This window comes from Amycolatopsis sp. cg9 (genome assembly GCF_041346945.1).
Lineage (GTDB): Bacteria > Actinomycetota > Actinomycetes > Mycobacteriales > Pseudonocardiaceae > Amycolatopsis.
On the sequence record NZ_CP166850.1, the window covers coordinates 3,419,978 to 3,445,307 of the forward strand.

21 protein-coding genes are annotated in these 25,330 nt (G+C 69.4%); 11 read left to right on the forward strand and 10 right to left on the reverse strand.

What is annotated here, in order from left to right; translation table 11 throughout:
* Window positions 1-33 precede the first annotated feature (33 nt).
* On the forward strand, window positions 34-1,428 hold the full coding sequence (locus AB5J73_RS16495; RefSeq protein WP_370970542.1) for a S8 family serine peptidase: 1,395 nt from the start codon (window positions 34-36) through the stop codon (window positions 1,426-1,428).
* A gap of 523 nt (window positions 1,429-1,951) precedes the next feature.
* Here the strand turns inward: AB5J73_RS16495 and AB5J73_RS16500 are convergent.
* From AB5J73_RS16500 to sdhC, 4 genes are read right to left on the reverse strand one after another with little or no spacing between them, the layout of a single operon-like run.
* Complete coding sequence (locus AB5J73_RS16500) at window positions 1,952-2,722, reverse strand: succinate dehydrogenase iron-sulfur subunit (RefSeq protein ID WP_370970543.1); 771 nt, start codon at window positions 2,720-2,722, stop codon at window positions 1,952-1,954.
* Window positions 2,722-4,476 (reverse strand): succinate dehydrogenase flavoprotein subunit, encoded by a 1,755-nt coding sequence (sdhA, locus tag AB5J73_RS16505; protein ID WP_370970544.1) that lies wholly within the window; start codon window positions 4,474-4,476, stop codon window positions 2,722-2,724. The genes AB5J73_RS16500 and sdhA overlap by 1 nt, the downstream gene beginning before the upstream one ends.
* A 19-nt stretch (window positions 4,477-4,495) precedes the next feature.
* Window positions 4,496-4,909 (reverse strand): succinate dehydrogenase hydrophobic membrane anchor subunit, encoded by a 414-nt coding sequence (locus AB5J73_RS16510; protein WP_086861783.1) that lies wholly within the window; start codon window positions 4,907-4,909, stop codon window positions 4,496-4,498.
* Between the two features lies 1 nt (window position 4,910).
* A complete protein-coding gene (gene sdhC / locus AB5J73_RS16515) occupies window positions 4,911-5,354 on the reverse strand; it encodes a succinate dehydrogenase, cytochrome b556 subunit (RefSeq protein ID WP_370970545.1) in 444 nt (147 codons plus the stop codon).
* Window positions 5,355-6,022: 668 nt separating this feature from the next.
* Between sdhC and AB5J73_RS16520 the strand changes: the two genes are divergently transcribed.
* The 6 genes from AB5J73_RS16520 (at window position 6,023) to AB5J73_RS16545 (ending at window position 12,860) form a co-directional block, all read left to right on the forward strand.
* Window positions 6,023-7,165 carry a BMP family protein gene (locus AB5J73_RS16520; RefSeq protein ID WP_370970546.1) on the forward strand — a complete coding sequence of 381 codons (1,143 nt, stop codon included), beginning with the start codon at window positions 6,023-6,025 and terminating at the stop codon, window positions 7,163-7,165.
* 80 nt (window positions 7,166-7,245) lie between these two features.
* On the forward strand, window positions 7,246-8,817 hold the full coding sequence (locus AB5J73_RS16525) for an ABC transporter ATP-binding protein (RefSeq protein ID WP_370970547.1): 1,572 nt from the start codon (window positions 7,246-7,248) through the stop codon (window positions 8,815-8,817).
* Window positions 8,814-9,905, forward strand: coding sequence for an ABC transporter permease (locus AB5J73_RS16530; protein ID WP_370970548.1), 1,092 nt, complete (start codon window positions 8,814-8,816; stop codon window positions 9,903-9,905). The genes AB5J73_RS16525 and AB5J73_RS16530 overlap by 4 nt, the downstream gene beginning before the upstream one ends.
* Before the next feature lie 47 nt (window positions 9,906-9,952).
* Complete coding sequence (locus AB5J73_RS16535) at window positions 9,953-11,182, forward strand: ABC transporter permease (RefSeq protein WP_370973191.1); 1,230 nt, start codon at window positions 9,953-9,955, stop codon at window positions 11,180-11,182.
* A complete protein-coding gene (locus AB5J73_RS16540) occupies window positions 11,182-11,580 on the forward strand; it encodes a cytidine deaminase (RefSeq protein ID WP_370970549.1) in 399 nt (132 codons plus the stop codon). Before AB5J73_RS16535 ends, AB5J73_RS16540 begins: the two co-directional genes overlap by 1 nt.
* Window positions 11,577-12,860 (forward strand): thymidine phosphorylase, encoded by a 1,284-nt coding sequence (locus AB5J73_RS16545; RefSeq protein ID WP_370970550.1) that lies wholly within the window; start codon window positions 11,577-11,579, stop codon window positions 12,858-12,860. Before AB5J73_RS16540 ends, AB5J73_RS16545 begins: the two co-directional genes overlap by 4 nt.
* A 170-nt stretch (window positions 12,861-13,030) precedes the next feature.
* Here AB5J73_RS16545 and AB5J73_RS16550 read toward each other — a convergent pair whose 3' ends face one another.
* A complete protein-coding gene (locus AB5J73_RS16550; protein WP_370970551.1) occupies window positions 13,031-14,155 on the reverse strand; it encodes a PA containing protein in 1,125 nt (374 codons plus the stop codon).
* Between the two features lie 213 nt (window positions 14,156-14,368).
* Between AB5J73_RS16550 and AB5J73_RS16555 the strand changes: the two genes are divergently transcribed.
* Together AB5J73_RS16555 and AB5J73_RS16560 are read left to right on the forward strand one after the other, a co-directional pair.
* Entirely contained in the window at window positions 14,369-15,463 is a 1,095-nt protein-coding gene (locus AB5J73_RS16555; protein WP_370970552.1) for an adenosine deaminase, read from the forward strand.
* A 111-nt stretch (window positions 15,464-15,574) separates the two neighbouring features.
* Window positions 15,575-16,783, forward strand: coding sequence for an MFS transporter (locus tag AB5J73_RS16560; RefSeq protein WP_370973194.1), 1,209 nt, complete (start codon window positions 15,575-15,577; stop codon window positions 16,781-16,783).
* 303 nt (window positions 16,784-17,086) lie between these two features.
* Here AB5J73_RS16560 and AB5J73_RS16565 read toward each other — a convergent pair whose 3' ends face one another.
* Window positions 17,087-18,352: a primosomal protein gene (locus tag AB5J73_RS16565; protein WP_370970553.1), complete on the reverse strand. Its 1,266-nt coding sequence runs from the start codon at window positions 18,350-18,352 to the stop codon at window positions 17,087-17,089.
* Window positions 18,353-18,499: 147 nt separating this feature from the next.
* Between AB5J73_RS16565 and AB5J73_RS16570 the strand changes: the two genes are divergently transcribed.
* Both AB5J73_RS16570 and AB5J73_RS16575 read left to right on the forward strand, forming a co-directional pair.
* A complete protein-coding gene (locus AB5J73_RS16570; RefSeq protein WP_370970554.1) occupies window positions 18,500-21,004 on the forward strand; it encodes a DEAD/DEAH box helicase in 2,505 nt (834 codons plus the stop codon).
* Window positions 21,005-21,105: 101 nt separating this feature from the next.
* Window positions 21,106-22,149, forward strand: coding sequence for a C45 family autoproteolytic acyltransferase/hydolase (locus tag AB5J73_RS16575; protein ID WP_370970555.1), 1,044 nt, complete (start codon window positions 21,106-21,108; stop codon window positions 22,147-22,149).
* Between the two features lie 226 nt (window positions 22,150-22,375).
* On the opposite strand, the gene AB5J73_RS16580 is transcribed toward AB5J73_RS16575, so the two are convergent.
* From AB5J73_RS16580 to AB5J73_RS16595, 4 genes are all read right to left on the reverse strand, one after another.
* On the reverse strand, window positions 22,376-22,993 hold the full coding sequence (locus tag AB5J73_RS16580) for a hypothetical protein (RefSeq protein ID WP_370970556.1): 618 nt from the start codon (window positions 22,991-22,993) through the stop codon (window positions 22,376-22,378).
* A 2-nt stretch (window positions 22,994-22,995) separates the two neighbouring features.
* Window positions 22,996-23,961 carry a hypothetical protein gene (locus AB5J73_RS16585; protein WP_370970557.1) on the reverse strand — a complete coding sequence of 322 codons (966 nt, stop codon included), beginning with the start codon at window positions 23,959-23,961 and terminating at the stop codon, window positions 22,996-22,998.
* Window positions 23,962-24,591 carry a hypothetical protein gene (locus tag AB5J73_RS16590; RefSeq protein ID WP_370970558.1) on the reverse strand — a complete coding sequence of 210 codons (630 nt, stop codon included), beginning with the start codon at window positions 24,589-24,591 and terminating at the stop codon, window positions 23,962-23,964.
* Between the two features lie 131 nt (window positions 24,592-24,722).
* On the reverse strand, window positions 24,723-25,304 hold the full coding sequence (locus tag AB5J73_RS16595) for an NADPH-dependent F420 reductase (RefSeq protein ID WP_370970559.1): 582 nt from the start codon (window positions 25,302-25,304) through the stop codon (window positions 24,723-24,725).
* Between the last annotated feature and the right edge of the window lie 26 nt (window positions 25,305-25,330).

Consider the following 25,330-nt stretch of genomic DNA (forward strand, 5'->3'; position numbering starts at 1 on the left):
GTTTAGGTTGGCGCCACCGACTCTGGAGGTGGAATGTCCCGTTTACGCCGAATGGCGGCCCCGCTCGTGCTGGCCGTCGGGGGCGGCCTGTTCGCGGCGGCCCCGGCCGCGGAGGCCGCACCGGTCGCCTGCGACACGACGAGCACGCCGTACACCTACGTGGTGACGTACCAGCCGGGCACGCGCGCGTCGGCCGTCGACAAGGAACTGGCGGCCAAGTGCGGCACGAAGGTCGCGTACTACGCGGAGATCGGCGTCGCGATCGCCAGCTCGCGCAACGCGGACTTCCAGCAGAAGATCGGCGTCTACCGGGCCTACTCGGGTGGCAAGGACGTGGCTTCCACTTCGGGTGCCGCGGCCCGTTCACTCGGTGCGGTGAAGACGCTGGAGGACACGCGGTCGGTCGCCGCGGCCGGTGACGTGTCGGCGCAGCAGTGGGACATGAAGGCGATCCACGCGCCCGAGGCCAACAAGAAGTACCAGGGCAGCTCTTCGGTGACCGTCGGCGTGCTCGACTCGGGCATCGACGCGACGCACCCGGCGCTGAAGGCGGCCGTCTCGGCTTCGGCGTCGGCCGGCTGCATCACGGGCGCGCCGGACACCGCCCCGGCGGCGTGGGCCCCGACGACGTCCGACCACGGAACGCACGTGGCGGGCACGATCGCGGGCAAGGACCAGGCGGCGGGCTTCACGGGCATCGCCCCGGGCGTCAAGCTGGCCTCGGTGAAGGTCGTGAACGACGAGGGCTACATCTTCCCGGAGTCGGCGGTCTGCGGCTTCGTGTGGGCCGCCAAGCACGGCTTCCCGGTGACGAACAACAGCTACTACATCGACCCGGGCATGTTCTTCTGCTCCCGCGAGCCGGGCGACGCGGCGGCGTACGAGGCCGTCCGCCGCGCGATCGAGTTCTCGACCCGCCACGGCGTCCTGAACGTGTCGGCAGCGGGCAACTCGGGCTTCGACACGACCAAGCAGACGACGGACCCGAACCGCCCCCACCCGGTCGACTCGTCCTGCGGCATCCTGCCGAAGGCGATCGACGGCGTGGTGAAGGTGTCGTCGGTGGGCTACGCGGGCACGAAGTCGTCGTTCAGCAACTACGGCGAGATCGACGTGACGGCCCCGGGCGGCGACTTCATCCAGACCCCACCGGCCGGCGAGGGCCCGTCGTGCCCGCTGTCGACGGTGTTCGGCGGCGCGTACGGCGCCAAGTGCGGCACATCGATGGCATCCCCGCACGCGGCTGGGGTGGCGGCACTGCTGGCTTCCCGGTTCCGCGGGTTGCCGCCTTCGCTGCTGGCCCGCGTGCTGACGGGCGAGGCCGACGCGGTGAAGTGCGCATCGACGGAGACGGAGTGCACGGGCCCGGCGAAGAACAACTCGTACTACGGCCACGGCCTGGTAAACGCCCTGGACGCGGTGCGCTGACGCAACACCCGACAAAGGAGCTGCGTGGTCATCCCGTCGCCTGAGGCCGTCAAATCACTTTGAGCCGGGCCCGCAACACAGAGTTCAACGCGAGAAGACAGCGCAAGCTTGCGGGCCCGGCTCAAAGTGATAGGCCTCGTTCAGGCGACGGGATGACCACCCAGCGGCCCACCTCGAAAAGGTGAGGGGACAGCGGGACGGGTGGTCATCCCAGAGCCTGCCCGTCCGGCGAGGACAGTTTTTGTCTTTTCTCCCGCGGCTTCGACCGCGCGGGAGAGCGGGTCCGACCTCCCCCGCCCCTCCGGTGGGATTCTCAGCCGCCGGTCGGGTTCGTCAAGGCGGGAAAGCGTGCCTTGACAAACCCGACCGCCGACTGAAGAGCGGCTTGGTATGAGGGGCGGGGGAGGTCTGGTGACGTCGTGGTCGGCTTGCGTTGCCGGCCGCCGGTTCGCGAGTGGGACGGCAAGACGAGAAGGCCCTCCGGCGGAAGTCGCCGGAGGGCCTTTTCGGATGTTGCGGAAGCTCAGACGCGCTTGAACAGCAGAGCGCGCTTCACTTCCTGGATCGCCTTCGTCACCTGGATCCCGCGGGGGCAGGCGTCCGTGCAGTTGAACGTCGTCCGGCAGCGCCAAACACCCTCACCATCGTTGAGGATGTCCAACCGCTCCTCCGCCCCCTCGTCCCGGGAGTCGAAGATGAACCGGTGCGCGTTCACGATCGCCGCGGGCCCGAAGTAAGACCCGTCGTTCCAGTACACCGGGCACGAAGAAGTGCAGCACGCGCAAAGGATGCACTTCGTCGTGTCGTCGAACCGGTCGCGGTCCGCCTGGGACTGGATGCGCTCCCGCGTCGGCTCGTTGCCGTACGTGATCAGGTACGGCTTGATCGCGCGGTACGCCTCGAAGAACGGGTCCATGTCGACGTACAGGTCCTTCAACGTCGTCAGGCCCTTGATCGGGGCGATCGTGATCGTCGTCGGCTTGCCGGACGCCGACAGCAGGTCCTTCATCAGGACCTTGCAGGCCAGCCGGTTGATGCCGTTGATCTGCATCGCGTCCGAGCCGCACACGCCGTGGGCGCACGAGCGGCGGAACGAGAACGTGCCGTCGATGTAGTCCTTGACGTAGAACAGCAGGTTCAGGAGGCGGTCGGTGCGCTGCGCCGGGACGTCGTAGGACTCCCAGTGCGGCTCCGAATCCACCTCCGGGTTGAACCGCAGGATCTTCAGCGTGACGGTGATCGGCGTGTGCTCGTCCGAAGCAGCGGGAGCGTCCTCAGTGGTTGCCGCAGTCATCAGTACTTCCGCTCCATCGGCTCGTAGCGGGTGAAGGTGACCGGCTTGTAGTCGAGCCGGATGTCGGACGACAGACCCGAGCCCTGCTTGTAGGCCATGGTGTGCCGCATGAAGTTCGTGTCGTCGCGGGTCGGGTAGTCCTCGCGGGCGTGGCCGCCGCGGGACTCCTTGCGCGCCAGGGCGCCGACCACCAGGACCTCGGCCAGCTCCAGCAGGAAGCCCAGCTCGACGGCCTCGAGGAGGTCGGTGTTGTAGCGCTTGCCCTTGTCCGACACGGTGATCCGCTGGTACCGCTCCTTCAGCGCCTGGATGTCGGTCAGCGCCTGCTTCAGCGTGTCCTCGGTCCGGTACACCGACGCGTGCGAGTCCATGGTCTGCTGCATTTCCTTGCGGATGTCGGCGACGCGCTCGTCACCGTGCTCCGACAGCAGGCCCGCCAGCTGGTCCTCGACCAGCTTGGTGGGGTCCGAAGGCAGCTCGACGTGCTCGTGCGCCAGCGCGTACTCCGCGGCCGCGATGCCGGCGCGGCGGCCGAACACGTTGATGTCCAGCAGCGAGTTCGTGCCCAGGCGGTTCGAGCCGTGCACGGACACGCACGCGACCTCGCCCGCCGCGTACAGGCCGGGGATGACGTTCTCGTTGTCCCGCAGCGCTTCGCCGTGGACGTTGGTCGGGATGCCGCCCATCACGTAGTGGCAGGTCGGGAACACCGGCACCGGCTCCTTGACCGGGTCGACGCCCAGGTAGGTGCGGGAGAACTCGGTGATGTCCGGCAGCTTGGTCTCCAGGACCTCGACCGGCAGGTGCGTGACGTCGAGGACGACGTAGTCCTTGTTCGGCCCGCAGCCGCGGCCCTGCAGCACTTCCTGCACCATCGAGCGCGCCACGATGTCGCGCGGCGCGAGGTCCTTGATGGTGGGGGCGTAGCGCTCCATGAACCGCTCGCCGGACGCGTTGCGCAGGATCCCGCCCTCGCCGCGGACGGCTTCCGAGATCAGGATGCCCAGGCCCGCGAGGCCGGTCGGGTGGAACTGGAAGAACTCCATGTCCTCCAGCGGCAGGCCCTTGCGGAAGATGATGCCGAGGCCGTCACCGGTGAGGGTGTGCGCGTTCGACGTCGTCTTGAAGATCTTGCCCGCGCCGCCGGTGGCGAACACGACCGACTTCGCCTGGAAGACGTGCAGCTCGCCGGTGGCCAGCTCGTAGGCGACGACGCCGGAGGCGACCGGGTTGCCGTTCTCGTCTTCCGACGTGATCAGGTCGAGCACGTAGAACTCGTTGAAGAACTCCGTGCCGTACTTGACGCAGTTTTGGTACAGCGTCTGCAGGATCATGTGGCCGGTGCGGTCCGCGGCGTAGCAGGCGCGGCGCACCGCGGCCTTGCCGTGGTCACGCGTGTGCCCGCCGAAGCGGCGCTGGTCGATCTTGCCCTCGGGCGTGCGGTTGAACGGCAGGCCCATCTTCTCCAGGTCGAGGACGGCGTCGATGGCCTCCTTGGCCATGATCTCCGCGGCGTCCTGGTCGACGAGGTAGTCGCCGCCCTTGACCGTGTCGAAGGTGTGCCACTCCCAGTTGTCCTCTTCGACGTTCGCCAGCGCGGCGCACATGCCGCCCTGGGCCGCGCCGGTGTGGGACCGGGTCGGGTAGAGCTTGGTGAGGACCGCGGTGCGGGCGCGCTGGCCGGACTCGATGGCCGCGCGCATCCCGGCGCCGCCGGCGCCGACGATCACCACGTCGTACTTGTGGAACTGCATGGTGGGAGGTCTCCGGGGGTCAGTTCGCGGGCATGTTCGGGTCGAAGGTGAAGATCACCATCGTGCCGACGGCCAGGATCAGCACCATCGAGACGTACAGCACGATCTTCAGCCAGAACCGCGTGCTGTCCTTGCGCGCGTAGTCGTCGATGATGGTGCGCAGGCCGTTGCCGCCGTGGATCTCGGCCAGCCAGAGCATGGCCAGGTCCCAGAACTGCCAGAACGGCGAAGCCCAGCGGCCGGCGACGAAGCCCCAGTTGATCCGGTGCACACCGCCGTCGAGGATGTTCATGATCAGCAGGTGGCCGAGCACCAGGATGACCAGCGCCAGGCCGGAGATCCGCATGAACAGCCAGCTGTAGAGCTCGAAGTTGCTCCGGCGGGCGGCGGGCCGCTTCGGCGCGCGGGGGTTCGCGAGGGCGAGGTCGGCCATGTCAGTTACCCCCGAAGAGCGTTTCGGCGGTGCGCTTCAGCATGAAGAAGGCACCGGGGACCATCACGACGACCCAGACCACGCCGATGACCCAGAGCATCGCCTTCTGCAGCTTCGGGCCCTTCGACCAGAAGTCGACCAGCATGACGCGGATCCCGTTGAGCGCGTGGAAGAGGACCGCGCCGACGAGGCCGACCTCGAGGAGGTTGACGATCGGGGTCTTGTAGGTCTCGATGACCTGGTCGTAGGTGTTCGGCGACACGCGCACGAGCGCGGTGTCGAGCACGTGCACGAACAGGAAGAAGAATGTGAGCACGCCGGTGATGCGGTGCAGCACCCAGGACCACATGCCGGGGTCGCCCCGGTAGAAGGTTCCCTGCCGGCGTGAGGCACCCGCCCGATCGCTCGCCCCTGCCTCGGTGGCAGTGCTCGCCGTGGTGGACATCGGTGAACGGCCTCCAACGTCTGACTATGTGCCCGGGTGACCGGTGAGGTCCGCACTGATCGTCGTCGTCCACCTGGGACGACTACGGCGGCAATGCCGAGATCAAGGGTCATCGAGCGTGGATGAAAAGGATGCTAGACCCGACCCGGACGGACGGCTCACCTCCGGGTTCCTCTCTGTGATGGACCAGACACCTGGGCGCACACCGGTTGTGGGCGCCGTCACAGCACACGGGGTCCACTGTGGACGCATCGCGGTCGTGGGAGGCCGGCTCGCCCGCTCGGCTGACGCCCGATCGAGTGGCATCGCCCGAACCGGCACTGGAACGATTCGGACGAGCAGCGGTTGGAGCGTCGTCTCACAGAGTGATCGGGGTGGTCCACTCCTCGGTCGGCCTGGCACACTGAGTGACAGCAAACGGCATTTCGGCCGTCCCGTAGCCCGGGAGTCCGCCGAAAGAACGCGCCCCGTGAGCCTTTTGATCACGGTGGGTGCTCGTCCGGTCGCGCGTGCGACTCGTGAGTAAACGTTTGTGTTACGTAGCGTGCCTTTCCTATGGCGCTTTCCTGTCCGCCGGGTACGGTCTGGCGGTCGACCCGGCAGTAGGGCCGGGTCGTGCCCTTGACCATCCGCTGGATCAGCGGGGAGGGAGAAACACGTTGCGTCGCATGCGTGGAACCGCGCTGGCCGCCGCGGCCATGGCCGGGGTGCTCGCCCTGGCCGGGTGCGCCAAGGACTCCAGCGGTGGTAGCAGCTCGAACAACACCGCGGCCTCTTCGGGCGGTTCCGACTGCGTCACCGCGCAGAAGCCGCCCGCCGCGCCCGCCGCGGCGAGCAGCTCGACGGCCGCCGGGGAGAAGGTCGACGGCAGCAAGCTGAAGATCGGCCTGGCGTTCGACGTCGGCGGCCGGGGTGACGCGTCCTTCAACGACGCCGCCGCCGCGGGCACCGACAAGGCGAAGGCCGAGCTCGGCGTGACCACGGTCAACGAGAGCACCGCGTCCGCCAGCGAGGCCGAGTCGGCCAAGCAGCAGCGCCTCGACCAGATGGCCGCCTCCGGCCTCAACCCGATCATCGCGGTCGGCTTCGCCTACGCGCCGTCGGTCAAGGTCGTCGCGGCCAAGTACCCGAACACCAAGTTCGCGATCGTCGACGACGACTCGATCACGCTCCCGAACGTGACGCCGCTGGTCTTCGCCGAGGAGCAGGGCTCGTTCCTGGCCGGCGTCGCCGCCGCGTACAAGAGCAAGAACTGCCACGTCGGCTTCGTCGGCGGTGTCAACACCCCGCTGATCCAGAAGTTCGAGGCCGGCTTCCTGCAGGGCGCGAAGACGGTTTCGTCCAAGATCAAGATCGAGGACGACTACCTGACCCCGGCCGGTGACTTCTCCGGGTTCCAGGACCCGGCGAAGGGCAACGTCAAGGCCGCGGCCGAGATCGCCAAGGGCGCGGACGTGATCTACCACGCCGCCGGCGCCTCCGGCAAGGGTGTGTTCGACGCCGCCAAGGCGGGCAACGCGCTGGCCATCGGTGTCGACTCCGACCAGTACAACCAGAAGACCGTCGCCGCCGACAAGGACGTCATCATCACGTCCATGCTCAAGCGCGTCGACGTCGCCGTCTTCGACTACGTGCAGGCGCTCGCCAAGGGCGACCTGACCACCCTGCCGAAGCGGTTCGACCTCAAGGTCGACGGCGTCGGCTACGCCACCTCCGGTGGCAAGGTCGACGACATCAAGGACGTTCTGGACGGCTACAAGGCCCAGATCATCTCGGGTGCCATCACCGTCTCGGACAAGCCGCAGAAGTAGCTCACTACGCGTCGGGGCTCGGAGGATTTTTTCCTCCGGGCCCCTCACGCGTTTAGACGAGATATGGAATTCTCCCGCCCATGAGCACTGCCGAGGCCCCGGCCGAAGCCGTCCCCGACCGGGGCGCGCCCGCCGTCCAGCTGACCGGGATCACCAAGCGATTCCCCGGCGTGGTGGCCAACTCCGACGTCAACCTCACCGTCACCGCCGGCGAGGTGCACGCCATCTGTGGCGAGAACGGCGCCGGCAAGTCCACCCTGATGAAGATCCTGTACGGCATGCAGCCGCCGGACGAGGGCACCATCGCGATCAACGGTGACGAGGTGAAGCTGCGCAACCCGCAGGACGCCATCCGGGCCGGCATCGGCATGGTGCACCAGCACTTCATGCTGGCCGACAACCTCACCGTCGGCGAGAACGTCTTCCTCGGCGCCGAGGGCCTGCACGGCATCGGCCGCGCCGCCCGCGCGCGGCTGGCCGAGCTCGCGGAGCGGACCGGCCTGCACGCGAAGCCGGACACGCTGCTGGAGGAGCTCGGCGTCGCCGACCGCCAGCGCGTCGAGATCGTCAAGGTGCTCTACCGCGGGGCGAAGATCATCATCCTGGACGAGCCGACCGCGGTGCTGGTGCCGCAGGAGGTCGACGCGCTGTTCGCGACCGTCCGGGAGATGAAGGCCGACGGCTACACCTTCCTCTTCATCTCGCACAAGCTCGACGAGGTGCGCGCGATCGCCGACACCGTCACGGTGATCCGGCGCGGCACCACGGTCGGCACCGCCGACCCGAAGACCATCACCTCCCGCGAGCTCGCGGAGATGATGGTCGGGTCCGAGCTGCCCAGCCCGGAGACCCGCGAGTCCACGGTCACCGACCGGGACGTGCTGCGGCTGACCGGCCTGACGCTCGGCGCCGAGGGCTCCGACCGCAACGCGCTCGACGACGTCACCTTCACCGTGCGCGCGGGCGAGGTGCTCGGCATCGCCGGCGTCGAGGGCAACGGGCAGACCGAGCTCGTCGAGACCATCATGGGCATGCGCAAGCCGTCCGGCGGCACGATCGAACTGGTCGACGCCGACGGCAAGGCCCGCGATCTGACGAAGGCGGGCACGCTGGCCCGGCGCGAGGCCGGCATCGGCTACATCGCCGAAGACCGCACGCGGCACAGCCTGCTGCTCCAGCAACCGTTGTGGGTCAACCGGATCCTGGGTTACCAGACCCGCGAACCGGTCTCGAAAGGACAGTTGCTCGACATCGCCGGCGCCCGCGCCGACACCGAGCGGATCGTCCGCGACTACGACGTCCGCACGCCGGGCATCGACGTCCCGGCCGCGGCGCTCTCGGGCGGCAACCAGCAGAAGCTGATCGTCGGGCGCGAGCTGTCCGGCAACCCGGTGCTGCTGGTGGCCTCGCACCCCACGCGCGGCGTCGACGTCGGCGCGCAGGCGCTGATCTGGGAGCAGATCCGCCAGGCCCGCGCCGCCGGCCTCGCGGTGCTGCTGATCTCCGCCGACCTCGACGAGCTGATCGGCCTGTCCGACACGATCCGGGTCATGCTGCGCGGGCGCCTCGTCAGCGAGGCCGACCCCGCCACCGTGACCCCGCAGGAACTGGGCTCCGCGATGACCGGCGCGGGGGAGGGTGACCAAGAATGACGTCCTGGCGCACGAAACTGCTGCCGCCGCTGCTGGCGATCGTCTTCGCCGTGCTGCTGTCGGCGATCGCGCTGATCATCTCCGGCGCCGACCCGCTCACCGCGTACGGCACGATGATCGGCCAGATGTTCAAGGGCTCCACCGCGGTCGACACGGTGAACCTGGCGACGGTCTACTACCTGTCCGGGCTCGCGGTGGCCATCGGCTTCCAGATGAACCTCTTCAACATCGGCGTCGAGGGTCAGTACCGCTTCGCCGCGGTCGTCGCGGCCATCACCGGCGGCGCCTTGAAACTGCCGCCGGTCATCCACACGCTCGTCATCCTCATCGTGGCCGTCGTCGCCGGCGCGGCGTACGCGGCGATCCCGGCGATCCTCAAGGTCACCCGCGGGGTGAGCGAGGTGATCGCGACGATCATGCTCAACGCGATCGTCGGCGGCATCATCGCCTTCCTCATCAACGCCGACCAGTTCGGCGTGCAGACCGGCAACAACATCGGCACCCGCGTGATCGAGCCGTCCGGCCGGATCCCGGGCATCCCGCTCGGCTCGGGCACACTGTTCGGGTTCGTCTTCATCGCCGCGCTGATCGGCGGCGCCTACTGGTTCATGCTCAACCGCACCCGGTTCGGCTTCGAGCTCAAGGCGTCCGGCGAGTCCACCACCGCGGCCGCCGCGGGCGGCGTCAACGCCAAGAAGATGACGCTGATCGCGATGCTGCTCTCCGGCGGTGTCGCCGGCCTGGTCGCGATGCCGGAACTGCTCGGCCGCGACTTCAGCTACGGCATCACCTCGACCCAGATGTACGGCTTCACCGGCATCGCGGTCGCGCTGCTGGGCCGCAACCACCCCGGCGGCATCGCGCTCGGCGCGCTGCTGTGGGCGTTCCTCGACACCTCCGCGGTGTCGCTGGAGCAGATCAACGTGTCCAAGGAGATCGCGACGATCATGCAGGGCATCATCGTGCTGTCGGTCGTCGTGGCGTACGAGATCGTGCGGCGCGCCGACCTGGCCGCGGAGCAACGCCGGGTCGGGCGGGCACTCGCCGGCCGCAAGGGTTCCACGGTCGCCGAAGGGGGTGCCGTCTGATGGCCGTCACCGACGTTTCCCGGCCCGACGCGGGCAGCCCCGGCACGATGCCGGTGCGCCGCAAGCGGTCCCGGATCCCGGGCTGGCTGCGCGGGGTCATCTGGGCGGTCATCGCCATCGCCGTCCTCTCGACGGCGTCGTACTCCACCGGCGTCTCCGCGCTGACGTCGTCGAACACCGCGCAGACGGCGTTGCGGCTGGCCCTGCCGATCCTGCTCTGCGCGCTCGGCGGCCTCTGGGCCGAACGCGCGGGCGTGGTCAACATCGGGCTCGAGGGCATGATGATCCTCGGCACGTGGGGCGCCGCCTGGGGCGCGTACTACGGCGGGGTGTGGGCCGGGCTGCTGGCCGCGCTCGTCTTCGGCGCGCTCGGCGGCCTGCTGCACGCCGTGGCGACGGTGACGTTCAACGTCAACCACATCGTCTCCGGCGTCGCGATCAACCTGCTCGGCCTCGGCGTCACCAAGTACCTGGCGAACCTGATCTTCGAGCCGCTGTCGGGCAACCCGCGGCAGTCGCCGGTGGTGCCGAAGTTCGACACCTACTCGGCGACGTTCCTCTCGGACTGGCTCGGCGACCTGGAGAAGGAGCAGCGCGTCGGGATCTCCGACGTCGCCGGCATCCTGCGCGGCCTGGTCACCGAGGTGGCGCCGCTGACGATGATCGCGATCATCCTGGTCCCGGTCAGCTTCTGGGTGCTCTGGCGGACGCGCTTCGGCCTGCGGCTGCGCTCGTGCGGCGAGAACCCGGTGGCCGCGGAGTCCCTCGGCGTCAACGTCTACCGGCACAAGTACATCGCGATGCTGATCTCCGGCGCCTTCGCCGGGATGGGCGGCGCGTCCCTGGTGCTGCTGCGCGGCGGCGCGGACTACCTGGAGAACCAGACCAACGGCCGCGGGTACATCGGCCTCGCGGCGATGATCTTCGGCAACTGGCGGCCGGGCGGCCTGCTCGGCGGCGCGGCGCTGTTCGGCTACGCGGACGGCCTGCAGCTCTCCGGCGGTGGCGAAGCGGTGCTCGCGCTGCTGTACGGCGCGGTCATCCTGGTCGGCGTGATCGTCGTCGTGCAGCTGTTCCGGCGGCAGTGGATCGCGGCCGGGCTCGGCGTCGTCGGGGCCGGCGTGCTGTACGCGATCTACTGGGCGAACGACACGCTGCCGTCGGACCTGATCCCGTACACCGCGCACTTCGTGACGCTGATCGTGCTGGCGGTGGCTTCGCAGCGGCTGCGGCCGCCGAAGGCCGACGGCCAGCCGTACCGGCGGGGTGAGGACTGATGCCTGCTGTGTCCTCTGTGGACTGGGACGCGCTGCGCGCTCGGGCGATCGACGCCGCCTCCCATGCGTATGCGCCTTATTCGGGTCTGCACGTGGGCGTCGCCGGGATCGTCGACGACGGGCGGGTGGTCACCGGGTGCAACGTCGAGAACGCGTCCTACGGGCTCGGGCTGTGCGCGGAGTGCACGATGGCCGGGCAGCTGCGGCTGTCCGGCGGCGGCCGCCTGGTCGCCGTCGCGTGCCGCAGCGGCGCGGGCGACCTGCTGATGCCGTGCGGGCGCTGCCGGCAGATCCTGTTCGAGCTGGGCGGGTCCGCGTGCCTGGTGGACACGCCCAGCGGGATCCTGCCGATGTCGGACGTCCTGCCGGACGCGTTCGGCCCGGACGACCTGCCGTGACCGCCTTCGCCGCGGTCGACGTCATCCGCGCCAAGCGGGACGGCGGCCGGCTCTCGGACGAGCAGATCGACTGGGTCGTCGACGCGTACACGCGCGGTCTGGTGGCCGAAGAACAGATGTCGGCGCTGGCCATGGCGATCTTCTTGCGGGGCATGGACTCCGGCGAGATCTCGCGCTGGACCGGGGCGATGATCGCGTCGGGGGAGCGGCTGTCGCTTTCCGTTTCCCGGCCGACGGTCGACAAGCACTCGACCGGCGGGGTCGGCGACAAGATCACGCTGCCGCTGGCGCCGCTCGTGGCCGCGTGCGGGGCGGCGGTGCCGCAGCTGTCCGGGCGCGGGCTCGGGCACACCGGCGGCACGCTCGACAAGCTGGAGTCGATCCCTGGCTGGCGGGCTTCGCTGACCACCGCGGAGATCGCCCGGCAGCTCGAGGACGTCGGCGCGGTGGTCTGCGCGGCGACGTCGGGGCTGGCTCCGGCGGACAAGAAGCTGTACGCACTGCGGGACGTCACGTCGACCGTGGAGTCGATCCCGCTGATCGCCAGCTCGATCATGAGCAAGAAGATCGCCGAGGGCGCGTCCGGGCTGGTCCTGGACGTGAAGTTCGGGTCGGGCGCGTTCATGAAGACGCTTTCCCAGGCCCGGGAGCTGGCGTCGACGCTGACCTCGATCGGTGTCGACCACGGCGTCCCGACGACGGCGCTGCTGACCGACATGAACGTGCCGCTCGGGCGGGCGGTCGGCAACGCGGTGGAGGTCGCGGAGTCGGTCGACGTGTTGCAGGGCGGTGGCCCGTCGGACGTCGTCGAGCTGACGCTCGCCTTGGCCCGGGAGATGCTGGCGCTGGCCGGGATCTCCACGGACCCGGCCGCGGTGCTGGCTTCGGGGGAGGCGTACGAGGTCTGGTGCCGGATGATCGCCGCCCAGGGCGGCGACCCGTCGGCGCCGTTGCCGACGCCTTCGCACGTCCACACGGTGGTCGCGCCGGCCTCGGGCGTGCTGGCTTCGCTGGACGCGTACGCGGTGGGTGTCGCGGCGTGGCGGCTGGGCGCGGGCCGGGCCCGCAAGGAGGACCCGGTCCAGGCCGCGGCGGGCGTGCTGTGCCTGGCCAAGCCCGGTGCGTCCGTCACCGAGGGTGAGCCGCTGCTGGAGCTGCACACGGACACCCCGGACGCGGTCCCGGCCGCCTTGGCGGCGCTGGAGGGCGGCTTCACGATCGCTTCGTCAGCACCGGCTCCGACCCCGATCGTGCACGAGACGATCCGCGGCCAGCTGTGACGATCATCGCGAAGATGATCACCCACCCGAGTGACCCCCGGGCTGGCACTTTCACGTGAAAGTTCCCACCTGGGGGCCGCACTTTCACGTGAAAGTGAGCCGGAGGGGTTACTCCGGAACGTGAAAAGGCCCCCATCGGCGAACCGGTGGGGGCCTTTTCGTGGGGCTGGTTACTCCGTGGGCTCTTCCGAGCCTTCGCCCGACTTGGCCTTGGCGTCGGCCGGCTTCGGCGCGCGGCCGTTGCGGGAGCTGCGACGCGGCTGGCGCGGGGCCGGCGGGGGCGGGGCGATCTGCTGGACGGCCGGGCCGCCGCCGAGCATCAGCTCCGCGAACGTCGCCATCGCCTCGTCGAGCTGGCCGCCGATGCGGCGGACGCTCTCGTCGTTGCTCTTGCGGACCAGCGTGTCCACCGAGTCGGTGTCCGGCTGCTTGGACAGCGTGCCCTCGACCTTGGACAGCCCGGCCTTGAGCGCGCCGTCGAGGTCGCCGATGCCGGAAAGGAAGCCGTCCTCCACCTTGTCGAGGCGGCCGGCGAGGTCGTCGAGGCGGGTGGTGACCGTTTCGAGGCGGTTGCCGAGGTTCTCCAGGCGGTCCGAGGCGTCGATCATCTCGCCGGTCTCGGTCAGCGCCACCTTGAGCGCTTCGGTGTTCGCGTCGATCCGCTCGTGCGTGGTGCGGCCCAGCTCGCCGACGCGCTCCTGCGTGACGCGGCTGAGCTCGTCGACCTTGCCGCGCAGCTCGTGGTCGGTGCTGTCGACGCGCTCGCGCAGCGTGCCCTCGGCCTGCTCGATCCGCTCGCGGACCGGGCCGGTGACCGACTGCGGGATCGAGTCGAGCTTCGCGTCCTGCTTGTCGAGGTGGCCGCCCAGCTCGTCGAGCCGGCGGTGGATGTTCTGCAGCTTGTCCTCGAGCCCGTCCATCCGCCCGGCGACACCCTCGAAGCGCGCGGCGACGCCGTCGAGGCGGCCGTCCAGCTGCGCGAAGGGCTTGGCGAGCTTGTCCGGGAGGCTCTCGATCGCGCGGGTCAGCGCCGCGATGGCGTTGTCCTGCGCTTCGAGGCGGGACATCGCCTCGTCGAGGCGCTCGGCCAGCACGCCGACCTCGGTGCGGTCGGGGAGCTCGGACAGCCGCTTGCGGACCGCGCCCAGCGAGTCCACCGGCGCGAGGCGGGCGTAGATGTCGTCGAGCGCGTCGAAGATCTGCTGCTGCTCGCTCTCACGCACTTCGGCCGCGCGCACCAGCATGTTGCGCATCCGGTCGAAGGACGGGGCGGCAATGTGGTTGTCAGTGGTCACTGCTGTGTGTCCTTCGTCGGCGGGGAAATGGAGGGACGTGCCACGAAGCTTATCGATTGCAAAAATTGCTGTCTGTATGGCCCCCGTGAAGAGCCTATTGCGGAGGCTGCCCCCGGATGGCCGATTCGTCGCATGATCGTCAACGCTGAGGGTTAGCCCGAGCCTGAGAGTTACGGCCATGTAGGGGAATGACAACGAGGTTACCGTTGGGAGATGCCTGACGAAAGCCCTGTTCTGCCCACCGAGACGCTCCGCCGCGCGCCCAAGGTGCTCCTGCACGACCACCTGGACGGCGGCCTCCGCCCGGCGACCGTCGCCGAACTCGCCGACGAGACCGGTTATGCCGGCCTGCCCACCAGCGACCCGGCCGAGCTGGGCAGCTGGTTCCGCCGGGCGGCCGACTCCGGCTCGCTCGTGTCCTACCTGGAGACCTTCGCGCACACCTGCGGGGTGATGCAGACGGAGGATGCGCTGGTCAGGGTCGCCGCGGAAGCGGTCGAAGACCTGGCCGCCGACGGCGTCGTCTACGCCGAGGTGCGCTACGCACCGGAGTTGTTCGTCGAACGCGGTCTGTCACTCGATGCGGTGGTCGAGGCTGTCCAGGCGGGGTTCACGGAGGGCACTCGCCGCGTGGCCGCGAACGGCGGCAGCATCCGCATCGGGACGTTGCTCTGCGCGATGCGCCAGCACGCCCGCGCCCTCGAGATCGCCGACCTGGCCGTCCGGTACCGCGACGCCGGGGTCGCCGGGTTCGACATCGCGGGCCCGGAAGACGGATTCCCGCCGACCCGCAATCTCGACGCGTTCGAATATCTGCGCCAGAACAACGCGCATTTCACCATTCACGCGGGCGAAGCGTTCGGTTTGCCGTCCATTTGGGAAGCGATTCAGCACTGCGGCGCCGAGCGGCTCGGGCACGGCGTGCGCATCATCGAGGACATCAAGACGGACGCGGACGGCACGGTCCACCTTGGACGGTTGGCCGCGTATGTCCGCGACCGCCGCATCCCGCTGGAGATCTGCCCGACGTCGAACGTCCAAACAGGCACGGTCCGCTCGATCGCCGAGCACCCGATCGGCCTGCTCGCCAAGCTGCGCTTCCGGGTGACCGTGAACACGGACAACCGCCTGATGAGCGGATGCACGATGACCAGCGAATTCGCCGCGCTGCACGAGACCTTCGGGTATGGCCTGGCCGACTTCCGCTGGTTCACCATCAACGCGATGAAATCCGCGTTCATCGATTTCGACGCGCGGATCGCGCTGATCGACGACGTGATCAAGCCCGGGTACGCCGCGCTGGCCTGAGCCGCCGCTCGCCGGGACCGCGGCCGCCGAACGGTGGTTGCGGTCCTTAGGCACGCCAACTATCGTTCACCATGTAGGAATTGTTTCTCAATATTTGAGACGGTGACGACGATGGCGCAGGTCGCGGACGGCTCGGTGGAGCGGGTGCAGGCGAGTTCACGGCGGTGGCTCATCCTCGCGCTCGGCCTCGCCGCGCAGACCGCGAGCTGCTCGTTCCTCTACGGCCTCCCGTTCCTCGTCCCCGCCATGCGCGCCGCGGACGGGCTCACCCTCGCCCAGGCCGGCACGGTCGTCGCGGCCCCGAGCATCGGCCTGTTGTTCACCCTGATCGTGTGGGGTGCGGCTGCGGACCGTTACGGAGAGCGCCTGATCATGGCCCTCGGACTGGGGGCCTCGGGGTTACTCCTGGTGTACGCCGGCGTCGGCGATCACTCGGTCGGGCTCCTCTTTGGGGTGTTCCTGGCGGCCGGTGCCTGCACGGCTTCGGTGAACGCGGCGAGCGGCCGCGTGGTGATGGGCTGGTTCGCGAAGTCCGAGCGCGGCGTCGCGATGGGGATCCGCCAGACGGCCCAGCCGCTCGGCGTCGGCGTCGCCGCGCTGGGGCTGCCGCCGCTGGCCGCGCACTTCGGGTTCCGCGCGGCGGTGCTGCTGCCGGCCGGGCTGGCGATCGCCGTGGCGCTGCTGGTCGCGTGGCTGGTGACGGACCCGCCGCGGCCCCCGCGGGCGTCTACGGGTGAGAAGCCGCCTTCGCCGTACCGGCACTCGGCGCTGTGGCGGGTGCACGGGGCGAGCGCGCTGCTGGTGGTGCCGCAGTTCGCGGTGTCGGCGTTCGCGCCGGTGTACATGGTGTCGGTGCAGCACTGGAGCCCGCTGTCGGCGGGCTGGTACCTGGCGGTGGTCCAGGTGCTGGGCGCGCTGGGCCGCCTCGGCTCGGGCTGGTGGTCCGACCGCGCCGGCAGCCGGCTGCGCCCGATGCGGCTGCTGGCGGTGCTCAGCTGCTTCGTGATGCTGCTGGTGGCGCTGGGGGACGTGTCGTGGCCCTGGCTGGTGCTGCTGGCCCTGGCGCTGGCGGGCGTCATCACGGTGGCCGACAACGGCCTCGGCTTCACGGCGTCGGCCGAGCTGGCCGGCCTGGCCTGGTCGGGCCGCGCGATGGGCACGCAGAACACCGGCCAGAATATCGCGGCCTCGCTGACCCCGCCCCTGCTGGGCCTGGTGATCGGCGACAGCCGCTACGCACTGGCGTTCTGCGTGGCGGCGATCTTCCCGGCCCTGGCGGTGGCGGTGGTCCCGGTCCGCGCGGAACACGAGCGCGACTGACCACCCGCCCGCGGGGGCGCCCCCCGTCTCCAGCGTATCGGCGGCCACTGACGGAAACCGGCCGCCGGAGCCGCCCCGGACCCGAGTTGTCCACAACCGGCGGGGCCTGTGGACAGCTGCGTTGCGCCAAAGCCAGGGCCCGAGCGGCGGCGACCGCCGGAGGTCGCGAATGACTCATTCGGGACTTCCCAGGTCCCCAATGACTCATTCGCGACGTCCGAAGCCTCGGCGATCGAGCCACCGCGACCCCGGACACGACGAAGGCCGCCACCCCGACCAGCGGGGCAGCGGCCTCCGGAAAACTCAAGCCACCGTCAGGCGGTTCTCGAACGTCTCCACCAGCTTCCGCCAAGCGCTCTGCTCGGCGTCGAACGGCGCGCTCGGCTCGAGGCGCGTCGGGTCCGGGCGGAGCACGAACGACACCAGCCAGCCCAGGCTTTCGTTCGACGCCAGCGCCGTTTCCACGCTCTCGTCGCCCGCCCAGTCGGCCGCGTCCGTGATCAGCTCGACCGCCAGCTCGAGCTGCGTCGGGTCGATCGCCTCCGGGCCCTCCGCGATGTCCGCGTCGAGGCCGGTCAGGACGTACGTGTTCTCCGCGTCGACCTCGATCTCGAGCTCGCCCGCCGTGGCCTTCGCCAGCACCTCGTCCCACGTGGACACGTCGGCGAGGTCGGTCTCGGCCAGGTCCTTGCCGTCGGCCAGGGCCCGCGCCAGCGCCTTCTCCGACGTGAACACGTCGATCTCGCCCTCGCTGCCGAGGAAGACCGGGGTGTCGTCGAGGTAGCAGCGCAGCGTGTAGTACTCCGCGCCGGACGTGATGATCTTGATCGGGTCGATGCCGACCTCGGCCCAGAAGCCGACCGGGCCCTCTTCTTCTTCTTCTTCGTCCTCGTCGTCCGAGTCCGCGGAATCGATCGCCTCGAGGTCCTCTTCGCCCTCCGCGCCGGCCTCGGCCTCGGCGGACTCCTCGTGGAACGCCGCCAGCTCCTCGGCGGTCTGCTCCAGGACCTTCTCGTCGACGTCCGGCACCGTCACCAGGCCGTCGATCGCGTCCAGCACGGTGTCCCACTTCGTCGACACCGTCTCGGACAGGTCGTTCCACACCTGCACGCCGACGCTCCCGGTGAACGGGAGGGTGCCCTGGTCGAGCAGCGAGAAGCCCTCGGTCGAGTCGAGGATCTCGTGGACCTCTTCGAGGTCGCAGACGTCGGCGAGCGAGCGCACGATGCCGACGATCTCGGCCAGCTCGGCGATGTGCCAGACGTCCGGCTCCTCGGCGACGAGCTCCGGCACGCCGACGAGGTCGTACGTGTGGTCTTCGTCCGGGATCAGCTCGGGCACGTTCAGCGACGGCACCGCGTCCCACGCCGGGTGGTCGATCAGGTCGTGCCGCTCCGACGTGCGGACGAAGGCGGCCAGGTGCGCGGCGTCCGGGAAGGCGTACAGGTCGTCCTCGTCGCCGAGGAACGCTTCCCACTCCTCGCCGTCTTCCCGCCAGCGCGGGGCCCACAGGGTGACGACGTCGCCCTGCGGCAGCCCGAGTTCGATCGGGATGATGTCCTGTGCCATTCCTAAGCCCTCCGGTGTACCGCCCGTGTGCGCGCGACACCGTATCTCCCGGTCGAAGCGCGGTAACGCGAAGCCTACGGGTTTACCACGCGCGATGCGATCGCCCCTGCCGACTTTGCGACGAGCGGATGGCACGATGGACGCCTGATGACTCTCACAGACCTCCTGCCTGCGGATCCCGACCCCGACGCCCTCTTCGAAGCGTTCACGACCTGGACGGCCGATCGGGGCATCGAGCTGTACCCGGCGCAGGAGGAGGCGGTGATGGAGGTCGTCTCCGGATCGAACGTCATCCTCTCGACGCCGACCGGCTCCGGGAAGAGCCTCGTCGCCGTCGGCGCGCACTTCACCGCGCTCGCCCAGGGCCGCCGCAGCTACTACACCGCGCCCATCAAGGCCCTCGTCTCGGAGAAGTTCTTCCAGCTCATCGAGATCTTCGGCGCCGACAACGTCGGGATGATGACCGGTGACTCCAGCGTCAACCCGGACGCCCCGATCATCTGCTGCACGGCCGAAATCCTGGCGAACATCGCGTTGCGGTTCGGCGCCGAGGCGCCGGTCGGGCAGGTCGTGGCCGACGAGTTCCACTTCTACTCCGAGCCCGACCGCGGCTGGGCGTGGCAGGTGCCGCTGCTGGAGCTGCCGAAGGCCCAGTTCGTCCTGATGTCGGCGACCCTGGGCGACGTGTCCTTCTTCGAGAAGGACCTCACCCGCCGCACCGGCAAGCCGACCGCCGTCGTCACGTCGGCGCAGCGCCCGGTGCCGCTGACCTTCCGCTACGCGCTGACGCCGTTGCACGAGACCATGTCCGAGCTGCTCAACGGTGGTCAGGCGCCGGTCTACGTCGTGCACTTCTCGCAGGCCGCGGCGATCGAGCGGGCGCAGACGCTGATGAGCATCAACGTCACGACCAAGGCCGAAAAGGAGGCCATCGCCGAGCTGATCGGCGACTTCCGGTTCTCCGCCGGCTTCGGCAAGACGCTCTCGCGGCTGGTCCGCCACGGCATCGGGGTGCACCACGCCGGCATGCTGCCGAAGTACCGCCGATTGGTCGAGACCTTGGCCCAGTCCGGGCTGCTCAAGGTGATCTGCGGGACCGACACCCTCGGCGTCGGCATCAACGTGCCGATCCGGACGGTGGTCTTCTCCGCACTGACCAAGTACGACGGCGTCCGCCAGCGCCACCTCAAGGCGCGCGAGTTCCACCAGATCGCCGGCCGCGCCGGGCGCGCGGGCTACGACACCGACGGCTACGTCGTCGTGCAGGCGCCCGACCACGTCGTCGAGAACGCCAAGGCCCTGGAGAAGGCGGGCGACGACCCGAAGAAGAAAAAGAAGATCGTCCGGAAGAAGGCCCCGGAGGGGTTCGTCAACTGGACCGAGAGCACCTTCGACCGGCTCATCGCGGCCGAGCCCGAGCCGCTGACGTCCAGCTTCAAGGTCACGCACTCGATGCTGCTCAACGTGATCTCGCGGCCGGGCAACGCCTTCGACTCGATGCGCCACCTCCTGGAGGACAACCACGAGGACCGCGCGTCGCAGCGCAAGCTGATCCTGCGCGCCATCGCGATCTACCGCGCGCTGCTCGCCGCCGGCGTCGTCGAACGGCTGTCCGAACCGGACGAGCAGGGCCGGATCATCCGGCTCACCGTCGACCTGCAGTTCGACTTCGCGCTCAACCAGCCGCTGTCGCCGTTCGCGCTGGCCGCGATCGACCTGTTCGACCTCGAGTCGCCGAGCTACCCGCTCGACGTCGTGTCCACTGTGGAATCCACTGTGGACAACCCGCGGCCGGTGCTGTCGCAGCAGCAGTTCAAGGCGCGCGGCGAGGCCGTGAACGCGATGAAGGCCGAGGGCATCGAGTACGACGAGCGGATGGAGCTGCTCGAGAACGTCACCTACCCGAAGCCGCTGGAAGAGCTGCTGCAGGGCGCGTTCCACAGCTACCGGCAGGGCCACCCGTGGGTCGACGACTACGAGCTTTCGCCGAAGTCCGTGGTGCGCGACATGTACGAGCGCGCGATGAACTTCGTCGAGTACATCGGCTTCTACCAGCTCGCCCGGTCCGAAGGGCTGGTGCTGCGTTACCTCGCCGACGTCTACGACGCGCTGCGCCACACGGTGCCGGACGAGGCGAAGACCGAACCGCTGCAGGACCTCATCGAGTGGCTCGGCGAGCTGGTCCGGCAGGTCGACTCCAGCCTCCTGGACGAGTGGGAAGCGCTGCGGCACCCGTCGGAAGAAGGGCCGGTGTCGCACCGGCCGCCGGAGCTGCCGCCGGCCGTCACGCGCAACGAGCGCGCGTTCCGCGTTCTGGTGCGCAACGAGCTGTTCCGCCGGGTCGAGCTGTTCGCGCGGCGGGCGTGGAACGTGCTCGGCGAGCTGGACGCGGCGTCCGGCTGGGACGCCGAGGCGTGGGAAGACGCGATCGAGGACTACTTCGAGGAGTACGAGACGCTCGGCACCGGCCCGGACGCGCGCGGTCCGGCGCTGCTGATGATCGAGCAGCAGCCGGACGTCTGGAAGGTGCGGCAGATCTTCGACGACCCGGCGGGCGACCACGACTGGGGCATCAGCGCCGAAGTGGACCTGGCGGCGTCGGACGAGGCCGGGTCCGCGGTCATCCGGGTGACCGCGGTCGGCGCGCACTGACTCTTTCCGGGGGTTCCGGGTGGCGGAGCCCCCGGCCCGGGGCGAAGACCCGGATGGCGCCGCCCGTTGCGGATTCCTGACCGCTCAGTCATCGTGATCACATGGTGGCGACAGTGCGGGAGCACCGGATCGGCGACGTGCGCTGGACGATCGTCCGGGGGCCCCGGGAAGCCGCTTTCCGCGAGCTGGGGGCGTACGCCGCCGCCGACATCGGGACCGTCCTGGCGGGGCTGCCGTCGTGGCCGGTCACCGCGCGGGCCCGGCACTCGCCGGTGCGGTTCCGGGCGGTCGAATCGGCGTCGCAGGTCGAGCACCCGGACGCCTACGCCGAGCTGACGGCGCTGGCCGAGGGCGCCGGCGTCCCGTTCGACGACCTGCTGCTGGCCAACCTGCGCGGCGACCTCGGCGCGGGCGACGGCACCGGCTGCACGGACCTCGCGTGGGCCGGCGAGCCGTCGCTGCTCGGCCACAACGAAGACGGCGCCCCGGTGTTCGACGGCATCGGCCGGCTGCTGACGCTGCTGATCGACGGCGAGCCGGGCGTGTGCGTCTGGTGGTACCCGGGCTTCCTGCCGTCGAACACGTTCACGCTGACCACGCACGGGCTGGTGTGGGGGATCGACAGCGTGAGCGTGGCGGCCCCGTCGCCGTGCGCCGGCCGGCACTTCGTGGCGCGCACGGCCCAGCGCGCGACGTCCGTGGCGGAAGCGGTGTCCCTACTGCGTTCCCACGCTTCGGCGGGCGGGTTCGCGTACACGATGGGCGCCCTCGGCGCCCCGGCGGTGACGGTGGTCGAAAAGGCGGGCCACGACACCGCGGTGACCACTGTGGCCAGTGGGCTTTCCTGGCACACCAACCACTTCCGCCAGCTGCCCCCGCACCTGGACGTCGCCGCGGAGGAGAGCCTGGACCGCGCGGAGGTGTGCGCGCACCTGGCGCCCACGTCCCCGGACGCGAAGTGGCTGCTTTCGGCGTTGACGAACGACGTCCACCGCAACGCGACCGGCGGCGACGAGCTGATGACGTTGAGCACCCTGGTGACGGACCTGGGTTCGGGCGAAGTGACCCTGGTGGCCCGCGGCGGGGAGCCGGTGCGGGCGCGGGCGGTGGACCTGGCCGCGGGGAACGTCGACGAGGTGGGCTGAATCGGCCTGCACGAGCTGTCCACATGGGGTCTGGTTGTCCACAGATTTGGGTCGTCACCCTTTCGTGCAGGTCGGGGCCGGTAGGCTGGAATCGGGACGCGCCCCCCAGTGGAGGGCGGGGGTGCGCTCAGCCCGCGTCGGCCGCATCGACGGTGGAGTACGCGCTGCTGGCGGGCACCAACGCCACCGCCATCGAATACGGCCTCTGACGCTCAGCCCGCCGGGGTCAGTCCTGGCGTCGACCCACGGCGAGGGACTCCACCGCCTTGACCAGGTCTTCCGGCAGGTCGACCACAGCGTCCGCTGCTGCCGCGGACAACTCCTCCGCCACCGCCGCGGCGTCCAGCGTGTAGACGACGACGGGGATGGTGTTTCCGGCTGCTCTCGTCTCCCGGATGAAGTCCAACCCGGCCCGGGGGTCTCCGGAGCGGGTGAGGTCGGTGATGACGACGGCGAATTCCAGCTGGGACAGGTAGACGCGCGCGGCTTCCGTCGACGTCGCGACGGTGACCAGCTTGCCGAGGCGTTCGAGGGCGAGCGTTTCGTACACGTTGTTGTCCGGGACGTCGTCCACCCAGAGGATGCGGGCGAGCACGCTGTTCGTGCCGATCGACGTCAGATCGGGCCGGGCGGTTCCCCGCCCCTTGTCCTTGGTGGCCTCCAGCGCCGCTTCTTCGGCCTTCGCCGTGTTCAGGGGCGAAAGACTGAGGTCCATCTCGAAAACTTCCCCCAATGAGAACTTGAGGGTGCTGTGCCCGGAACCGTGCTGCCCGCGCCAGAGGAGGATCAGGACGCCGATCACCAGTACCAAGCCGACAACCAGCAAAATGATGTTCGTATCCACCGCTACCCCCTCTCGAAACGGTCATCGGATCCACCTGCCAGGGCTGCGCCCAGTTCGATCGGCATGCGTCCGATGGGGCTGAGGTCGCGGCCGCCAGGTACCTCGGCCAACGCGTTCAGCAGGGTGTCCTGGCCGAAGGCCCTCGTCGTCAGTGCGGCGATCCCGCAGATGTCCAGATCCGCGACGTCCACCGGAGCCGCTCCGTTCCGCCACAGGTAGGTGTTGGTCCGGGCGAGACTGATCGTCTCTTCGTACGAGCGGCACATGGCGACGACGTGCTGGGCGATGCGGTGGGCATCTCTGCGGCGCCCCCGGAGCAGGTGTTGAGCCACGGACCAGAACCGGTGGATGGGGGTGCCCAGGCTTCCCACGGGCAGTACGCCGGAGCGGTGCGGAGAGGAGTCCAGCATGTTCGACAGCGCCTCGGTGAGAGGATCGAACTCGCGTACGTGCTCTCCGGAGAAACGTGCCCTGCTGGCTACGCCACTCGCGGTCAAGACCAGGTAGGCCTGCTGCTGCTGCTGCTGGTGCAACTGGATGTCGGGCAAGGGGGCCGGAGCCGGTGCGGAAGTGGCACGGTCCGGCGGCAGTCCTGAGGCTTGTCGAACAGCTTGAGCGAGAACGCTGTAGTCCTCGTCGTGCTCCCGTCCGGTGGTGACGACCTCGAGGTACATCCCGAAGGCATGACCCAGCGCGCGGAAGAGTGCTCCCGCGCGCTGGAGGAGCTCACCTGCCCGTACCGGATCCAGGAGCAGCGCCCATTGCCCGGCTTCGCGCAACGCGCTGGCCGTATCGGCGATCAGCGTGAACGTCAGGTCGTCTGCGCCTGGGCGAATTACCGCCTGCTTCACGGTGGAAATGGACTCGAGTTCGAGCGCTGCGGTCGTCGCGTAGGCTTCGTGGAACTGTGCTGTCGCGCGGACCTGTTCCGGGTCGAGCCCGAGGTGTTCGAGGTGTTCGACGGTCACTCAGATCAGCTCCCGGACGTTCGTCAAGATCTCCGGTGGGGTGAACCGCGGGTTGTGCTGGGTCCAGACCTTGACGAATTTCTTCCGATTGCCGCCGCGGAGCTCCCATTTTTCGCAGTGGCTGATCTGGTTGTCGGGAACGATGATCTTGGCCGCGACTTCGCCCTCGGTCTGGTAGGCCGAGTACCGTCGGTAGGCGTTGAGATCGCGCACCTCCTCGGCCACTCCTTCGATGCCGACCGCGGTGCGCGGCGCTAGGATGACCCAACACGTGTAGAGGTACGCGACGTCACGTCGGCCGAACTGGGTACCGAACCACAGTGCCGTCTTCCTGGCGCGGTGCACCAGGTTCGTCGCCGCCAGGACGTCACGCTCCACCGTGCCGGCCGAGAGGGAGATGAACGGGCTGTTCTCGGAGAAAGGAATTCCGGTCGTGGGGTCGTTTTCCTCGAAATGATTGACGTGCCGATCGATGTTCGCCGGCGTGAGCTTGTCCCTGACCTCGACTGGTCTGATCTGGTGGACCTTTCGCCACCAGTTGCAGTGCAGACCGTCTCCGTCTGCGATCAACTGCCGTGCTTCGTCGTCGCCGGGCAGGTGGATGCCCTTGACGCACCACTGAATGATCATTTGCCCTGCTGCCCCTCGGCGAACGTGGCATCGGCGATTTTCGGCCGATTTGTCGAGTCCTAAGTCGCGTCCGGGATCGAAAACGTTTCGCTCACTTTCGCCGGCTCTGAGGACCGGCTATTTCCTGACGCTCAGCCCGCCGGGGTCAGGATCGCCTGGGCGTCCTCGCCCGCGAACCACAGCCCGATGACGAACGCCGCCGTGGCCTCCAAGAGGGCCGCGCGGTCCAGGCCGCCCGCAGGCACCGGCTTCGCGCCGATGTCGTGGACCAGCGTGCTCACCGCTTCGAGCGCCGCCGGGTCGTCGCCGCACAGGGGGACCGACAGCGGGCGGCCACCGAACACCGGGGGTGTCATCCGCCAGACGTCGACGTGCGCGAGGTTGAACGCCTTGACCACGTGGGCGTCCGTGGCGATCCGCGAAGCCACCGGCGCGCCGGTCAGTGCCGGGTCGTTGGTGCAGTCCACCAGGACCTTCCCCGCGAGCGGGCCCGCCGCCGCGACGACCTCGGCGATCGCGGAAACCGGGACGGCCAGGAGCAGGACGTCCGCGAATTCCGCCGTGGAACGCCAAGACCCGTGAGAAGCGCCGAGTCGTGCGGCCAGAGCTGCCGGGTCGGACCGGCCGCTCACCCTCAGCTCGTGCCCCGCTCGCGCCCACTGCGTGCCGAGCGCGTCCGCCATCCCGCCCGTGCCGAAGATCCCGATCCGCATGCGTCCTCCTTGTGCTTGGCTGGTAC

Coding starts and splice junctions, on each gene's coding strand:
- AB5J73_RS16495 (WP_370970542.1), top strand. CDS start 34: ATGTCCCGTTTACGCCGAATGGCGGCCCCGCTCGTGCTGGCCGTCGGG.
- AB5J73_RS16500 (WP_370970543.1), bottom strand. CDS start 2,722: ATGACTGCGGCAACCACTGAGGACGCTCCCGCTGCTTCGGACGAGCAC.
- sdhA (WP_370970544.1), bottom strand. CDS start 4,476: ATGCAGTTCCACAAGTACGACGTGGTGATCGTCGGCGCCGGCGGCGCC.
- AB5J73_RS16510 (WP_086861783.1), bottom strand. CDS start 4,909: ATGGCCGACCTCGCCCTCGCGAACCCCCGCGCGCCGAAGCGGCCCGCC.
- sdhC (WP_370970545.1), bottom strand. CDS start 5,354: ATGTCCACCACGGCGAGCACTGCCACCGAGGCAGGGGCGAGCGATCGG.
- AB5J73_RS16520 (WP_370970546.1), top strand. CDS start 6,023: ATGCGTGGAACCGCGCTGGCCGCCGCGGCCATGGCCGGGGTGCTCGCC.
- AB5J73_RS16525 (WP_370970547.1), top strand. CDS start 7,246: ATGAGCACTGCCGAGGCCCCGGCCGAAGCCGTCCCCGACCGGGGCGCG.
- AB5J73_RS16530 (WP_370970548.1), top strand. CDS start 8,814: ATGACGTCCTGGCGCACGAAACTGCTGCCGCCGCTGCTGGCGATCGTC.
- AB5J73_RS16535 (WP_370973191.1), top strand. CDS start 9,953: ATGCCGGTGCGCCGCAAGCGGTCCCGGATCCCGGGCTGGCTGCGCGGG.
- AB5J73_RS16540 (WP_370970549.1), top strand. CDS start 11,182: ATGCCTGCTGTGTCCTCTGTGGACTGGGACGCGCTGCGCGCTCGGGCG.
- AB5J73_RS16555 (WP_370970552.1), top strand. CDS start 14,369: ATGCCTGACGAAAGCCCTGTTCTGCCCACCGAGACGCTCCGCCGCGCG.
- AB5J73_RS16560 (WP_370973194.1), top strand. CDS start 15,575: ATGGCGCAGGTCGCGGACGGCTCGGTGGAGCGGGTGCAGGCGAGTTCA.
- AB5J73_RS16565 (WP_370970553.1), bottom strand. CDS start 18,352: ATGGCACAGGACATCATCCCGATCGAACTCGGGCTGCCGCAGGGCGAC.
- AB5J73_RS16570 (WP_370970554.1), top strand. CDS start 18,500: ATGACTCTCACAGACCTCCTGCCTGCGGATCCCGACCCCGACGCCCTC.
- AB5J73_RS16575 (WP_370970555.1), top strand. CDS start 21,106: ATGGTGGCGACAGTGCGGGAGCACCGGATCGGCGACGTGCGCTGGACG.
- AB5J73_RS16590 (WP_370970558.1), bottom strand. CDS start 24,591: ATGATCATTCAGTGGTGCGTCAAGGGCATCCACCTGCCCGGCGACGAC.
- AB5J73_RS16595 (WP_370970559.1), bottom strand. CDS start 25,304: ATGCGGATCGGGATCTTCGGCACGGGCGGGATGGCGGACGCGCTCGGC.